At 66.0% G+C, this 14,096-nt stretch carries 13 protein-coding genes; 6 read left to right on the plus strand and 7 right to left on the minus strand.

All coding sequences use genetic code 11. The annotated features are described in order from the left end of the window. Positions 1-128: 128 nt before the first annotated feature. Positions 129-674, minus strand: coding sequence for a carboxymuconolactone decarboxylase family protein (locus IT779_RS15900; protein ID WP_196150097.1), 546 nt, complete (start codon positions 672-674; stop codon positions 129-131). 142 nt (positions 675-816) lie between these two features. On the opposite strand from IT779_RS15900, the gene IT779_RS15905 reads away from it, so the two are divergent. The 4 genes from IT779_RS15905 (at position 817) to IT779_RS37845 (ending at position 5,241) form a co-directional block, all read left to right on the plus strand. Then, complete coding sequence (locus tag IT779_RS15905) at positions 817-1,713, plus strand: helix-turn-helix transcriptional regulator (RefSeq protein ID WP_196150098.1); 897 nt, start codon at positions 817-819, stop codon at positions 1,711-1,713. Between the two features lie 252 nt (positions 1,714-1,965). Continuing rightward, positions 1,966-3,396 (plus strand): rifampin monooxygenase, encoded by a 1,431-nt coding sequence (gene rox / locus IT779_RS15910; protein WP_196150099.1) that lies wholly within the window; start codon positions 1,966-1,968, stop codon positions 3,394-3,396. Positions 3,397-3,405: 9 nt separating this feature from the next. Then, the gene (locus tag IT779_RS38805; protein ID WP_332838823.1) at positions 3,406-4,290 is read left to right on the plus strand and encodes a GNAT family N-acetyltransferase; all 885 of its coding nucleotides are present in this window, start codon (positions 3,406-3,408) and stop codon (positions 4,288-4,290) included. A gap of 102 nt (positions 4,291-4,392) precedes the next feature. Beyond that, a complete protein-coding gene (locus tag IT779_RS37845) occupies positions 4,393-5,241 on the plus strand; it encodes an AfsR/SARP family transcriptional regulator (RefSeq protein ID WP_196150100.1) in 849 nt (282 codons plus the stop codon). Positions 5,242-5,347: 106 nt separating this feature from the next. On the opposite strand, the gene IT779_RS15925 is transcribed toward IT779_RS37845, so the two are convergent. The 4 genes from IT779_RS15925 to ligA all read right to left on the minus strand — a co-directional run bounded on the left by IT779_RS15925 (position 5,348) and on the right by ligA (position 10,733). Then, positions 5,348-6,628 (minus strand): gluconolaconase, encoded by a 1,281-nt coding sequence (locus tag IT779_RS15925; RefSeq protein ID WP_196150101.1) that lies wholly within the window; start codon positions 6,626-6,628, stop codon positions 5,348-5,350. Beyond that, positions 6,625-6,882, minus strand: coding sequence for a hypothetical protein (locus IT779_RS15930; RefSeq protein WP_196150102.1), 258 nt, complete (start codon positions 6,880-6,882; stop codon positions 6,625-6,627). The genes IT779_RS15925 and IT779_RS15930 overlap by 4 nt, the downstream gene beginning before the upstream one ends. Before the next feature lie 269 nt (positions 6,883-7,151). Then, on the minus strand, positions 7,152-8,117 hold the full coding sequence (locus IT779_RS15935; RefSeq protein ID WP_196150103.1) for a hypothetical protein: 966 nt from the start codon (positions 8,115-8,117) through the stop codon (positions 7,152-7,154). Positions 8,118-8,741: 624 nt separating this feature from the next. Next, positions 8,742-10,733: an NAD-dependent DNA ligase LigA gene (gene ligA / locus IT779_RS15940; RefSeq protein ID WP_196150104.1), complete on the minus strand. Its 1,992-nt coding sequence runs from the start codon at positions 10,731-10,733 to the stop codon at positions 8,742-8,744. Positions 10,734-10,917: 184 nt separating this feature from the next. On the opposite strand from ligA, the gene IT779_RS15945 reads away from it, so the two are divergent. Next, positions 10,918-11,595 (plus strand): alpha/beta hydrolase family protein, encoded by a 678-nt coding sequence (locus IT779_RS15945; RefSeq protein ID WP_196150105.1) that lies wholly within the window; start codon positions 10,918-10,920, stop codon positions 11,593-11,595. On the opposite strand, the gene IT779_RS15950 is transcribed toward IT779_RS15945, so the two are convergent. Beyond that, on the minus strand, positions 11,581-12,393 hold the full coding sequence (locus IT779_RS15950; protein ID WP_196150106.1) for an emopamil-binding protein: 813 nt from the start codon (positions 12,391-12,393) through the stop codon (positions 11,581-11,583). The genes IT779_RS15945 and IT779_RS15950 overlap by 15 nt on opposite strands. A 135-nt stretch (positions 12,394-12,528) precedes the next feature. Next, a complete protein-coding gene (locus tag IT779_RS15955; RefSeq protein WP_196150107.1) occupies positions 12,529-13,122 on the minus strand; it encodes a TetR/AcrR family transcriptional regulator in 594 nt (197 codons plus the stop codon). 305 nt (positions 13,123-13,427) lie between these two features. Here IT779_RS15955 and IT779_RS15960 point away from each other — a divergent pair, with 305 nt between their 5' ends. After that, a complete protein-coding gene (locus IT779_RS15960) occupies positions 13,428-14,063 on the plus strand; it encodes a methyltransferase domain-containing protein (RefSeq protein WP_196150108.1) in 636 nt (211 codons plus the stop codon). Positions 14,064-14,096 lie beyond the last annotated feature (33 nt).

Raw genomic sequence — 14,096 nt, forward strand, 5'->3', positions numbered from 1 at the left:
CGCACTGCCCGTTCACCGAGAGCGGTGGACGCGCCTTCGCCTACGGAGGCGCGCCCACCGCGGGGACCCGGCGGCCGCTGTAGGGCCGATCTCAGTCGGAGATCGACGCACGGCCACCGGGTCGGCGCTCATCTCGCGCGCAGCAGCCGCACCGGGAGAAAATCGACCGGAACGGCGAGGGCGACATTGATGTAGTTCGTGAACAGGTTGAGCGCGACCTGCCCGATGACCTCGACGATCTGCGCATCGCCGTATCCCTGCGCGCGCAACGCCTCGACATCGGTCGGCGTCACATGCCCGCGCTGGTCGACCAGCTTCAGCGCGAAGCCGAGCAGCGCCTCCGTGCGCGGGTCTTCGGACCGCCCTTCCTGCGCGGCAAGCATCGCCGCGCCGCTCACTCCCGCCTTGCGCCCCAGCGCGGTATGCGCGGCCAGGCAGTATTCGCAGGAGTTGCGGTCGGCCACGGCAACGGCGATCTGTTCGCTGAGCGCAGGCCCGAGCTCGCCGCCGCCGAAGGCGCTGAACGATGCCCACATACTCGCCAGGGCGGCAGGCGAATTCGCGACCGCGCGAAACATCGCGGGAACGGTGCCGAACGCGGCATGGATGGTTTCGAACAGGTCGGCGACGGCCGCGGGCGCGGTCTCGCGTTCGACGAGAGGGACGAGTGACATGGCATGCTCCTTCGGTCGTGATTCGAACGACGCCCGACCCGATTGCTCGTCAGGCGACGTGATCTCAGACTGCCGGGAACAGGTGGACATATTGATACATATCGTCCGCATTTTCTATCAGATCGTCTGACATCATCGTTCCATGGCGACTCTCGACCGGCTCTCACCCCTACTCGAACGATTCCGAGTACGAACCCGGCTGTTCCACACCGGACCGCTGTGCGGCGTGACGACCTTCGACGCCAGACCGGGACGAGGGTTTCTGCACGTGCTACGGCACGGCGCCATGGACATGACGCACCGAGGCGCCGACGGCAGGCCGCGAACTCGACGGATCGATGAACCCACCCTGCTGTTCTACCCGCGACCGCTCGAGCACTCCTTTCACAACGCGCCCACGGCGGACTCCGATTTCGCCTGTGCCACCATCGATTTCGATGGAGGGGCCACCCACCCCCTGGTTCGCACGCTCCCCGCGGTCGTCACGGTCCCGCTCGCCGCCGTCGACACCCTGGCGCCTGCGCTCGCTCTGCTCTTCGCCGAAATCGACACCGTGCGATGCGGCAGGGACGTACTGGTCGACCGGCTCTTCGAAGTCGTTCTCATCCAGCTCTTCCGCTGGATACTCGACCACGCCGACCAACTGGCCCTACCCCACGGACTGCTGACCGGGTTGGCCGACGAACGCCTCGCACGCACCCTCGTGGCCCTGCACGAACAACCGGGCCGGGCCTGGACTCTCACCACGATGGCGCAGGAGGCGCGCATGTCCCGCAGTTCCTTCGCCGCCCACTTCAAACAGGTCGTCGGACAACCTCCCGCCGACTACCTCACCGGATGGCGTATGACCCTCGCTCAGGCCCGACTCCGCGCGGGCGCCTCGGTCGCCCACACCGCCGCCGAACTCGGCTACGCGAACCCGCCGGCGTTCTCACGAGCATTCACCCAGAAGATCGGCCACTCCCCGCGCGCATGGATCGCGACCGCGCACCGAGACGACACCGAAGATTCGCTGGGATTTCCCGACCCGACAACCTGAGCGCCGGTGGGTGAACCAGCTCGAAAACGATCAAGGGCTCGAAAACGATCAAGGCAGGGGGTTCTCGACCCCTTCCACCTTCAACATATATCGCAACCGGGGCCTTGCGGCAAGACCCCGGTGGTGCAGCACAATCTCCAGCCGGAACCGGAACGCACGGGACAGCACAAGACAAGGCCCGCCGCGGTTACGGGCGGCGGACCCGAGATCGACCGCGCGCCGCGGTCGACAACTTCTCTCGATTGGGGACATATGTTCGATGTGATCGTGGCGGGCGGCGGGCCGACCGGACTCATGCTGGCGGCGGAGTTGCGGCTGCACGGTGTGCGCACCCTCGTGGTGGAGAAGGAGGCCGAACCGACCGGCCATGTCCGCGCCCTCGGATTGCATATGCGCAGTATCGAGATCATGGATCAGCGCGGCCTGTTGGAACGTTTTCTCGCGCTGGGGAAGCAATACACGGCGGGCGGATTCTTCGCGGGTATCGACATGCCGTGGCCCACGGATCTGGACACCGCGCACGCGTACGTCCTCGGCATTCCGCAGCCGGTCACCGATCGTCTGCTCGCCGAGCGCGCCACCGAACTCGGCGCGGAGATACGGCGCGGCAGTGAACTGGTCGGGCTGCGTCAGGACGAGGACGGAGTGACGGTCGAGTTGGGCGACGGCGCCGAGTTGCGGGCGCGCTACCTCGTCGGCTGTGACGGTGGTCGCAGCACGGTGCGCAAGGCGTGCGGCATCGACTTCCCCGGCGAGCCGACCAGGGTGCAGACCCTGCTGGGTGAACTGCGCGTGACGGCCTCGCCCGATGAGGTCGCCGCGGTGGTGGCCGAGGTCCGCGAAACCCACAAGCGGTTCGGCCTCGGACCCCTCGGTGACGGCTTCTACCGCGTGGTGGTCCCCGCCGCGGGGGTGACCGAGGATCGCCTCGCGCCGACCCTCGAGGAGTTCTCCCGTCAGCTGAAGGCGCACGCGGGCACCGACTTCGGCGCGCACGCACCCCGATGGCTTTCGCGTTTCGGCGACGCGACCCGCCTCGCCGACCGCTACCGCGCGGGCCGGGTGCTGTTGGCGGGCGACGCCGCGCACATCCATCCCCCGACCGGCGGGCAGGGACTGAACCTCGGCATCCAGGACGCGTTCAACCTCGGCTGGAAACTCGCCGCCGAGATCGCCGGATGGGCCCCGGACGGTTTGCTCGACACCTATCACGCCGAACGCCACCCGGTGGCCGCCGACGTCCTGGACAACACCCGCGCCCAGATGCAACTGCTGTCCACCGAACCGGGGCCACTGGCGGTGCGGAAGCTGCTGACGGAGCTGATGGACTTCGAGGAGGTCCGGCGGCATCTGATCGAGAAGATCACCGCCATCGGCATCCGCTACGACTTCGGGGCGGGTCACGCCCTGCTCGGCCGTCGCATGCGGGATGTGGAGTTGAAGCAGGCTCGACTGTACGAGCTGACGCACGGCGGGCGCGGACTGCTGCTCGACGGCACCGGCGCGCTCTCGGTGGCGGATCATGCCGACCGTGTCGATTACGTGGTGGATACCGGTGCGAGCCTTCCGGTTCCCGCGATGCTGTTGCGCCCGGACGGCCACATCGCCTGGGTCGGGGACGATCAACTCGATCTGGTCAGCGCACTGTCCCGATGGTTCGGCGCGCCGACTCCGGGGCGGTAATCTCGATCGGTGACCGACACGGGGGCGGATTCGAAATCACTGGCAACGGCGCGCCATTTCCTCGGCCGACCGGTACTGCTCCGCTTCGACCGCCCCGCGGGCAGTCACCACCCGACCCACGGATACCGCTATCCGATCAACTACGGATTCGTGCCGTGCACACTCGCACCCGATGGCGCGGAACTCGACGGCTACTACCTCGGCTCGACCACACCCATGTCCTGGGCGAGCGGCATCTGCGTCGCGATCGTGCACCGACTGCACGACGATGACGACAAACTCGTCGTCGTGCGGTCGGGCCACCCCGACCCGGACGACGCGGCCATCGCCGCCGCGGTGGAATTCCAGGAAGATCGGGAGCGCTACGTCATCGTGCGCCCCGGGCCCCCGACCGACAGGACCGCCATGCCGGACACCACGAACCTCACCTTCCGCACCCCCACCGAGGACGACCACGCCCGCGTGCTGGCCGTGGTCGGCGACTGGTGGGGCGGCCTCGGCGGCGACGCGGGCGCCCGCCAACGCGCCGCCCTGCTGCCCCGGCTGTTCTTCCAGCACTTCACCGACACCAGCATCGTGGTCGAAGAGCGCGGCGAGCTGGTCGGATTCCTCATCGGGTTCCTGTCCCAGTCCCGCCCCGACGAGGCCTACATCCATTTCGTCGGCGTCAGCCCCGACCTGCACGGCCGCGGTCTCGGCCGCGAGCTCTACCGCCGCTTCTTCGACACCGCCCGCCGGCACGGCCGAAAAGTCGTGCGCGCCATCACCTCCGACACCAATACCGGCTCGCAGGCATTCCACGCGCGCATGGGATTCACCGTCAGTTCCGCGACCTATCCCGACTACGACGGCGCCGGTATGACCCGTGTGACCTTCGAACGCGTTCTCGACTGAACGCCGCCGCGCCGTCCCTTCGAACGGAACCTCGGTGCAGCCGAATCGGTAGAGCTGGTACTTTTCAACACTGATCCGTACCGGAAGTACCAAGGAGTGGCTGTGTACGCACCCGCCGGCCGTCGCCGACAAAGAACCATCGGCACCGCACCGACGCTGTTCTGCCGCGTCCTCGGGCCGATCGACGTCGAAATCGACGGTGTCCCAGCCGATCTGGGCGGACCGCGAACCCGCAGGGCGCTCGCGACCCTGTCCGCCGCGGGCGGCGCGACCGTCTCCGACGAGGACCTGATCGACCGGATATGGGACAGCCGCCGACCGGGCAATGTGGCCCAAGCCCTGCGCGAGATCATCTGGCGGCTGCGCGGCGCGCTCGGCCAGCAGTTCGGCCCCCGCTACCTGCGCCGCGACCGCGGCGGCTACGCCCTCACCATCCCCTCCACGTCGACCGACCGCCACCGCCTCCTCGCGCTGGTCACGAGTGCCCTGAACGAGCTGGCAACAGGCGACCCGGTGCGCGCGATCGACGATTTCGAGTCCGCGATCGCCCTGTGGCGCGGCGAGCCGTGGGAAGATCTCGGCCCCGCACCGGAACTGGCCGGGGTCCGCTCCAATCTCGCCGAACTGCACGACGTCGCCATCGAAGAACTCCAAGCGGCACGCCTGGCCGTCACCGACCCCGCACGCGCCGCCATCGAAAACGTCCGCGCCCTCGCCGACCTCAGCGAATCCGTGATCCACACCCCGTACCGTGAACGCCGCTGGGAACTGCTGGCCCTCGCCCTCTACCGCAACGGCCGCCAAGCCGAAGCCCTGTCCTCCCTACGCCGCGTCCGAACCATGCTGAACGACGACATCGGCATAGAACCCGGCCCCGCCCTCCGCGGCCTCGAACAACGCATCCTCCGCCAGGACCCTGACCTGTTCCCCCTCGGCAGAGCCGCCGGATAGGAGCGCCGATTCAGGCCCCGAGCAGGTCGGAGCAGCACGCCGAGCCCGACACGAGTGGATACCGGAAGCCGTCGCATCGAAAAGACTTCCGGTATCCCTGGACGATTCAGAGCGTGTAGAACGGCGCAGGCACGCCAGGCTGTTGACGGTTGGCCAGCGTGAGGGATTCGACCTCGAATACTTCGTGTTCGCCGGCGAGGACCGAAACGACTTCGGCAACTCCCTTCTGAGTGAAATTCTCACCGTCGGCGACCAAGCCCAGGATATCGATCGGGAAGACGACCACCTGCGCGTAGCTCGGCGAAACGTAAGGTGCTTTCAGACTTCGGTTCTGAGCTTGGGTTCGGGTGACGCCGTTCATCGCGGGTAATGCTCCGTAGCCGCCTATGTCGGGAATCCTGGTGAAGTCCACCGGTTCGGGGTAGTAGAGGGCGACGTAGCCGTTGAACACCACTGGAATGGTGTAGTCGAATCTCCGGACCTGGCGTCTCTGGGTGGCGCGGACCACGACTCGGCATCCGTTGGGAGTGATGACCACCTGATGCGACGCTTTCCATGATGTGGTCAACTCGCCACTGGCCGTCGCCGTGATCCCCAGCATCAACTGGGCCGAGAGCTCCCCGGTACCCGTGGCCGTGCCGGTGGCCGCGGTAGCCGCCGTGGTGGTACCCGTCGTAGTGCTCTCGGCTGTCGTCGTATTCGTCGTGGTTTGTTCGTTCTGCTGCTGATCCTCGGTGCCGATATTGTCTTTGTGATTGTGGTCGATATGAGTGTTCGAACTCTTCGCCTCTTGGCTCAGCGCCTGGCTCGTCGCCAGACTGTTGGCCAAACTCTGGGTAATGCTCTGCTGGAGTTGGGCTTGCAGGGAGGCGGTGCCCTTGGCGCCGAATGTCAACTGCACCTGTCCCGCGAGCGACCACCTGACCGTGTTCGAAATCGAGAAATCGATGGTATCGACAATTTCTTTCAACACGGGGTCGGTGCGGTCGATATAGGCATGTTCGGAAATGACGTCCGGCGGTGGTTGGACGATATCGTGTCGCTCGTCGATCAGCGGCACACCCAAGTTCATGTACCCGTACCATCCGCGATCGTGAGCCGACTGCTCGGTCGCGGGAAAGTCGCCGTATCGCCGCTTGTTTATCGAGAATCCGATGGGGGTGACGATACGGTCGGTTCCGTTGCTGTTCTTCTTCTGTGCGGGCGCACTCACATACGTCTTCACCTGATACCCGCCCCGCCAGGTTCTCTTGTCCCAGGCCAGAATATCTCCGACCTTCTCAGGGATTTCGAGTTCCTCCTGGTTCCGCTTGGTCAGCGGATGCCTGACGAACCTCGAGGGCTTGAACGTGGGGCCGACCTCGTTTTGACTGGGCACGACGATCAACTCCCCTGCTCGACGGGCGGAACGTTCGGCTGCGCGGGCATGGAAGCTGTCGCGGGGATGTCCGGTACGGCCGGTCGGTCTACCGCGGGCAGGTCGGGCATCGCGGGCTCGACGTCGGCCGGGATGGTCGACTGCTCCGTTATCCCCTGCGAGGACGTGCCACGAGCGGTCTCGTCCATGACCGACGACGCCATCCCGGACGTCGAGGCGGGGTCTTCGGATACCACGCGCTGGTCGTCGGAGAGCACTTGCATGCGCCCGAACAACGGCTCGAGAACCTCCCCACGATGTCGAGAGCCTCCGGCGAACGCTCTTTGACGATCTTCGGGTCACGCACCGGGTCCTTGGTGAGACCGTCGTAGAGCTCGTCGTCGACCCCTTCCGATTCCGCCCAGTAACCGGGAACCAGTTTGTTCAGCGTCTGAGCGGAGTCCTGAGCGGACTTCGCTTCCGCCTTGTCACCGTTGAAGATATTGAAGAAAGACATGGACTTTCCTTCCGAACCACTCGGCGCACGGACGATTCAGAGCGTGTAGAAGGGCGTGGGTACGCCGGTCTGCTGGCGGTTGGCCAGGGTGAGGGATTCGACCTCGAATACTTCGTGTTCGCCGGCGACGACCGAAACGACTTCGGCCACGCCCTTTTGAGTGAAGTTGTCTCCGTCGGCGACCAGGCCGAGGATATCGATCGGGAAGACGACCACCTGCGCGTAACTCGGCGAAACATATTTCGCTTTCAGGTTCCGGTTCTGAGCTTGGGTTCGAGTGACGCCGTTCATCGCGGGCAGCGCTCCGTAGCCACCTATGTCGGGAATCCTGGTGAAGTCCACCGGTTCGGGATAGTAGAGAGCGACGTAGCCGTTGAACACGACCGGAATGGTGTAGTCGAATCTCCTGACCTGACGTCTCTGGGTGGCGCGGACCACGACTCGGCATCCGTTGGGAGTGATGACGACCTGATGCGAGGCCGTCCACGCGGTCGTCAACGAACCGCCCGCGGACGCGGTGATCCCGAGCATCAGTTGCGCCGAGAGCTCCCCGGTACCCGTGGCCGTGCCGGTGGCCGCGGTAGCCGCTGTGGTGGTCCCTGTCGTGGTGCTCGACACTTCGGTCGTATCGGTCGCGGTCTGTTCGTTCTGCTGCTGATCCTCGGTGCCGATGTCGTCTTTGTGGTTGTGATCCTTGTGCGTGCGAGAGCTTTTCGCCGCCTGGCTCCGCTCCTGGCTCACTTCCATGCTGTTCGCCAAGCTCTGTTCCAAACTCTGCTGCAGTTGCGCCTGCAACTCCGCGGCGCCTCGGGCGCCGAAGGTCAACTGCACCTCCCCGTCCAGCGACCAGCTGATGGTGTTCGAAATCGAGAATTCGATCGTGTCCCTGATCTCTTTGAGGACGGGGTCGGTGCGATCGATGTAGGCGTGTTCGGAGATGACGTCCGGAGGTGGTTGGACGATGTCGTGTCGCTCGTCGATCAGCGGCACACCCATGTTCATGTACCCGTACCATCCGCGATCGTGAGCCGACTGCTCGTTCGCGGGGAAGTCGCCGTATCGCCTTTTGTTTATCGAGAATCCGATCGGGGTGATGAATCGATCGGTTCCGTTGCTGTTCTTCTGCTGAGCCGGCGCACTCGCATAAGTTTTCACCTGATACCCCCCTCGCCAAGTTCTCTTGTCCCATGCCAGAATATCTCCGACTTTTCCAGGGATTTCGAGCTCCTCTTGGTTCCGCTTGGTCAGCGGATATCTGACGAACCTCGAGGGTTTATAGGTGGGGCCGACCTCATTTTGACTGGGCACGATCGAACCTCCAGTGTTCCGAACACATGACCGACAGCACTCGAATGCGAACCCAGGGTCCGTATCGGTGCTGTCAAATCACAAGAGATACTTCGGCTTTCGTGGTCGAATTCAGTATCGGGTCGACGCCGAAGAACTGTCAAGCGCGACGACCCATCGCTGGAGGTAAATACCGCGCACCCGGTATTTAACGGCCTCGCACAGCAGGTCAACGGCCGATGCGATCGATTTCGCCGAGAATCGAATAGTCGTTCCCTTCCTGACATCCGGGAACCGCCATCTATAACCGAGAGTCACGGGCACGCGGGAAGCGGCCCCTCAGACCAGGTTCGCCTCGATGAGCAGTGTCCAGATTTCGCCCTGGTCGACCACTTCGACTCCGAGTTTCTCGGCTTTGGCGAGTTTGCTGTCGCCGACGCCCGCGCCGGTGATGAGCATGTCGGTGTTGGCCGAGACCGAGGAGGCGGCTGTGGCGCCCGCTCGTTCGCAGAGGCGTTGGAAGGTGGGGCGTGGGACTTTCTCGCCGGAGCGCGGGTCGCTGATGGCGCCGGTGATGACGACCGTTTTGCCTTGCAGTGGTGCGCCCGCGGCGACGACCGGGGGGAGGTCTTCTTCGCGCACGTCCAGGGATACCCCTGCCGCGCGCAGGCGTTGGAGTTCGGGGCGCAGGCGGGTGAGGTGTTCGGTGAGGGACGCGGCGACTTTCGGGCCGATGTCCTCGACGGCGACGAGGCGCTCCTGTCCTGCGTCGGCGACTTCCTCGAGGGAGCCGAATCCCGAGCGGGCCAGGCGGGCGGCGGTGCCGTCGGAGGCCATGGGGATGGCGAGGCCGATGAGGGCGCGGCGTAGGCCGACCTGGCGGCTGCCGTGGATGGAGTCGATCATGCGTGCGGCGGAGACCTCGCCGATGCGTTCGAATTCCAGGAGTCGGTCAGCGGTCAGGGTGTAGAAGTCCGAGGGGCGTTCGAGGATGCCCGCTTCGGCGAGGCGTTCGATCCATACCGGGCCGATGGCCTCGATGTCGGCGGCGGCGCGTGAGGCCCAGTGGATGAGTCGGCGGACGGTCTGGGCGGGGCAGGAGACGTTGGTGCAGAACAGTTCTCGGCTGTTGCCCTGTTCGGTGACCGGCTGCTCGCAGGAAGGGCACGCGGTGGGCGGGGTGATCTCGATTTCCTCGCCGGTGCGTTTGGATGCGTCGAGTACGCCTGCGACGAAGGGGATCACGTCGCCTGCGCGGCGCACGAGTACGGTGTCGCCGACCTTGATGTCACGGGCGCGGATCACTTCCTGGTTGGCCAGGGTGGCTTTGGTGACGGTGGTGCCGCCGACGAAGACGGGTTCGAGCCAGGCGACCGGGACGATCTTGCCGGTCTTGCCGACGTCCCAGATCACTTCGCGCAGCAGGGTGGTCTTCTCCTCGGCGGCGAATTTGAAGGCCAGCGCGCCGCGCGGGGAGTTCGAGCGGGTGCCCGCGGCGGCATAGGCTTCGCGGTCGGCGAGGCGTAGTACGGCGCCGTCGAGGTCGTAGTCCAGGTCGTTGCGGCCTTGTTCGATCGCGGTGATCGCGGCTTGGGCCTGCTCGGCGTCGGTGCACAGTCGCATCTGCGCGCCTGCGACGCCTACCGCTTTCAAGCCTTCGCCGAGATCGAGGGCGGCGCCGCCGTCGGAGGTGTCGAGGTCGAATCCGAAGAACTGCAAGCGCCGCTCGGACACGGTGGCGGGGTCTTTGGCGCGTAGTGTGCCCGCGGCGGCGTTGCGTGGGTTGATGAGTGGTTTGTCGGGGTGGGCGGTGTTGTAGGCGAGGAAGGTCGAGCGCAGCATCACCGCTTCGCCGCGCACTTCGACGCGGCCGGGGACGTCGATGCGTTCGGGTACGCCGTCGACCAGGGCGCGTACCAGCGTGGTCACGTCGTCGCCGGTGGTGCCGTCGCCGCGGGTGATCGCGCGGGCCAGGCGTCGGTCCTGGTAGACCAGGGCCAATGACAGTCCGTCGAGTTTGGGCATCACCGCGACCGGCTGGCCGGGGAAGCGTTCGAAGAACGCGGCGACCTGTTCGGGTTTGGTGGCCTTCTCCAGTGACAGCATCGGGCGCGAATGCCGGATCGGTGCGTGCAGCACCGCGGGCGCGCCGACCTGCTCGAGGGGATTCGGGTCGGGCGCCAGATCGGGATCGGCCGCGATGAGCTCGCGCAGTTCGTCCTCGATCACGTCGTATTCGGCGTCGGCGACCAACGGCGAGCCCTGATAGTAGGCCTCGCGCAACGCCACGATGCGGTCGGCGAGCTCTCGGATGCGTTCCCCAGTGTCCACGGGATCAGACGCTACCCAGCCCCACCGACAGGTCGCGCGGCCGCCACGCCCGACGGCCGCCGAGGCTGGAAACGGCGAGGTCACCGCCGGTTCGCGCGGTGTAGCGAACTTCGCACCGACTCCGAGGATCTCGTCGCTGCTACGTTGGGCGACGAGCTGTCCGGCACCGTGGATTGGAACAGGAATGAACGTACTCACGCTCGGCCCGACCGCCTCGCGACGAACCGTGCTCTTCGCCGCGGGCGGCGGTGGCGACCCGGAACGCCACCTGCCACTACTGGAGTCCCTGGCCGCAGACGGCTGCCGGGTCGTCGCCCCCTACTTCGAACGCCTGACCGCACCGGAGCCCTCGACCACCGAACTGCTCGCCCGCCCGCTCGGACTCGTCGAGGCGCTCGACCGAGAATCCGCACCGGATGCCGAGGTCACCGCCATCGGCCACTCGATCGGCGGCTGGGCCGTACTCTGCTTGGCGGGCGCCGTCCCGCGCGGCCGCGACGGCCGACCGTTCGAGGTGCCACGAGAGCCACGCATCGGCGGCCTCGTGCTCTACACCCCCGCCGCGGGCTGGTTCGCCGCTCCCGACGCCCTGGAGGCGATAACCGTCCCGATGCTCGTCTTCGCCGGCGAACTCGACACCGTCACCCCGGTGGAGCAAGCAATACACCTGACGAGCGCCCCGGCTCCCGTCGACCTACGCGTAGTGCCGAAGGCAGGCCATTTCAGCTTCATGCACACACCACCTCCCGGCATCCCCGAAAACGTCGCCTTGGACCGCGACCACCTGCTCACCGAACTCACGCGCGCCACCGTCGCTTTCACGGCGACGTCGCGGCGCCTTCCCGATTCACAGAACAGTTGAGCCGGCCTCTATTCCGACGGGCTTCCGCTCGGCAACGGCACGGGGTCCCAGTTCGCGCGTCAGACAGTCGATTTGACGGTGGATGTAGTAGAGAGTCGGCACCGGGAAGACCATGAACGCCAGGTTCATGAAGAGGAATTTGAAGCCGACACCGTAGAACCAGCCCTGACCGATATCGACGAATCCCGCGCGGATTTCGGATACGAAGTAGACACAGGTGGTCGCGGCGATCATGGCGATGTGCAGGAACGCCCACCACAGAGCGCGCACCCGCTGTTCGTCGGTGGTCTCCGGACGCAACAGTTTCAACCACAGCACCAGCACCGTCGCGCCGCTGGACACCGCGACGAGTTCGAGGGCGAACATGACCGGATCGGTGCCCCACCAGCGCGTGTCGGCCTGCGCGTACTGCCACCAGATCCATTGCCAGCCGGGATCTTCGGTAGGTCGCCAGGTGCCGAGGACATTGCCGACCAGGAACGGCAGTTCGTAGGTCAGTTGACTGAACGCGGTGAACGGCAGCCAGACCAGTATCAGTTCGGCGCCACGCTCCATCGGCGTTCGATGCTCTCCGGGGGCGTCCCACAGCACGATCGCGGGAAGGAAGACGAAGGGGACGGTCAGGATGATGTTGGCGACCACGTCCAGCGCCATCGTCGGCCGGAGCAGCCCGGAGGCGACCGCGACGGTCGGGACCAGGATGAACAGCGACTCGACAACGGTGCCGCCGATGTAGATCCTTCGGCGGTGCGGCGCGAACGGTTGCGACAGGTACTGCGGGCGTAGTGATTCCGGCATGGCGCCTCGGGTTGCTCGATCGAACGCGAAAGCCCTGTACTCGAGAGATCTTCGTGATGCGCCTCGGAAGAGGCGCACCGCGGTGGGCCAGTCCTAATATTGCATCAGACTGCAATATTGCAGTCAAGTGCAAATCTATTCGGTCCACGCCTCGGCGCGGGCGCGTTCGATCACCGCGTCGAGCAGTTCGGTGGCCGAGTTCAGCGCCGCACCGAGGTCGATGCCCGCGACGCCCATGTCGAGCAGCGCGGAGACGATGCCGATCACCGCACCGGTGGCGAGTGCCGCGACGGGATCGTCAGGCCGCCGACCGAGATCCGCGGCGAATTCTTCGGTGACGGCACGGCGGTAGGTGCTGATGTCCGCGGTCTCCGTGCCGCGAAGGGTCGGGTTGGTGGCGAGCGCGGCCGCGTGCAGAGCGAGCAGGTCACGGTGATCGCCCACTTCGTCGGCGAGCCAGGCGCGCAGCACCTCGGGCACCGAGGTGCCGGGCGCGCGCCCGAGGCAGGCATCGTGGAGCCGCCGCGAGGAGGCCACGCTGTACGACATGGCCATGTCGAGTTTGGAGGGAAAGTACAGCGTAACGGTGCGGGCCGACACCTCGGCGGCCTCGGCGATCTGCGCGACGGTCGTGGCGTCGTAGCCCTTCTCGGCGAACAGCCGCAGTGCCGCCGCCTCGATGGCCCGGCGTCTTCGGGCCCGTGATCGTTCGCGCAACCCGTCACCCATGGGGCATACGGTACCTCGCCGGGAGCGTCGGGAATCCTGTCGACCGGGTGGGTGGGGATGTGCTGCAATGGCGTCGTGATCATGTTCGCGTTCCGCTGGTGGCCGCTGTCGTAGCGGCTCATCGACGTGCGCGTTGTGTGGCCGCCGCCGAGCGGCCCCGGGTTCACGAGCCCGTTCCGGTCGTCACGAGGCGGCCGTCAGGAACGGAAGGACCCGTAGTGCTCGAATCTACCGAAAGCTCCTCGCGTGGTGCAGATTTCGGACGGATACTCGTCAGTTCGCGATCGCTGGACGAGTACCGAGCGATGTTCGCTCTCACCGCTGCCGACCTCGGTCTGCGCGTCCTGGACTGTCCGTCCGGTGCGGCCGCCTTCACCGCCGAGGTCTGTGCGCGCGGCGGTGCCGCCACGGCATGCGATATCAGCTATTTCGACGGCGGAATCGAACGTGTCGCCGCCGACGCGACCGCCGAAGCCGTGCGCGGGAACGACTACGTGCGCGCTCACCGGGAACAGTACCGGTGGAGTTTCTTCACCGATCCGGATCACCATCTGCGGGTGCGGCGTGCGGCGAGTGAACAGTTCGCGGCGCACACCCGGACCGACCCGCACCGCTACGTGCCCGCCCGCTTGCCGACGCTGCCGTTCGCCGACGACAGCTTCGACCTGGTGTTGAGCTCGCATCTGCTGTTCAGTTACGCCGATCGGCTCGACTACCGCTTCCACCTCGACGCGGTCACCGAGATGATCCGCGTCACCACCGGTGAGCTGCGTATCTTCCCGCTCACACCGATCGGATCGACCGCGCCGTACGCTCGCATCGCCGAGTTGCGCGCCGACTTGGATACCCGCGGTATCGCCACGCGGATCACCGATGTCGACTACGAGTTCCAGACGGGCGGGAATCAGATGCTGGTCTGCGGACGCGCTGCCCGAGAATGATCGGCCGAACAGATCGCAGGTCGGAGGCTGCTC

Source organism: Nocardia bovistercoris, assembly GCF_015674855.1.
GTDB lineage: Bacteria > Actinomycetota > Actinomycetes > Mycobacteriales > Mycobacteriaceae > Nocardia > Nocardia bovistercoris.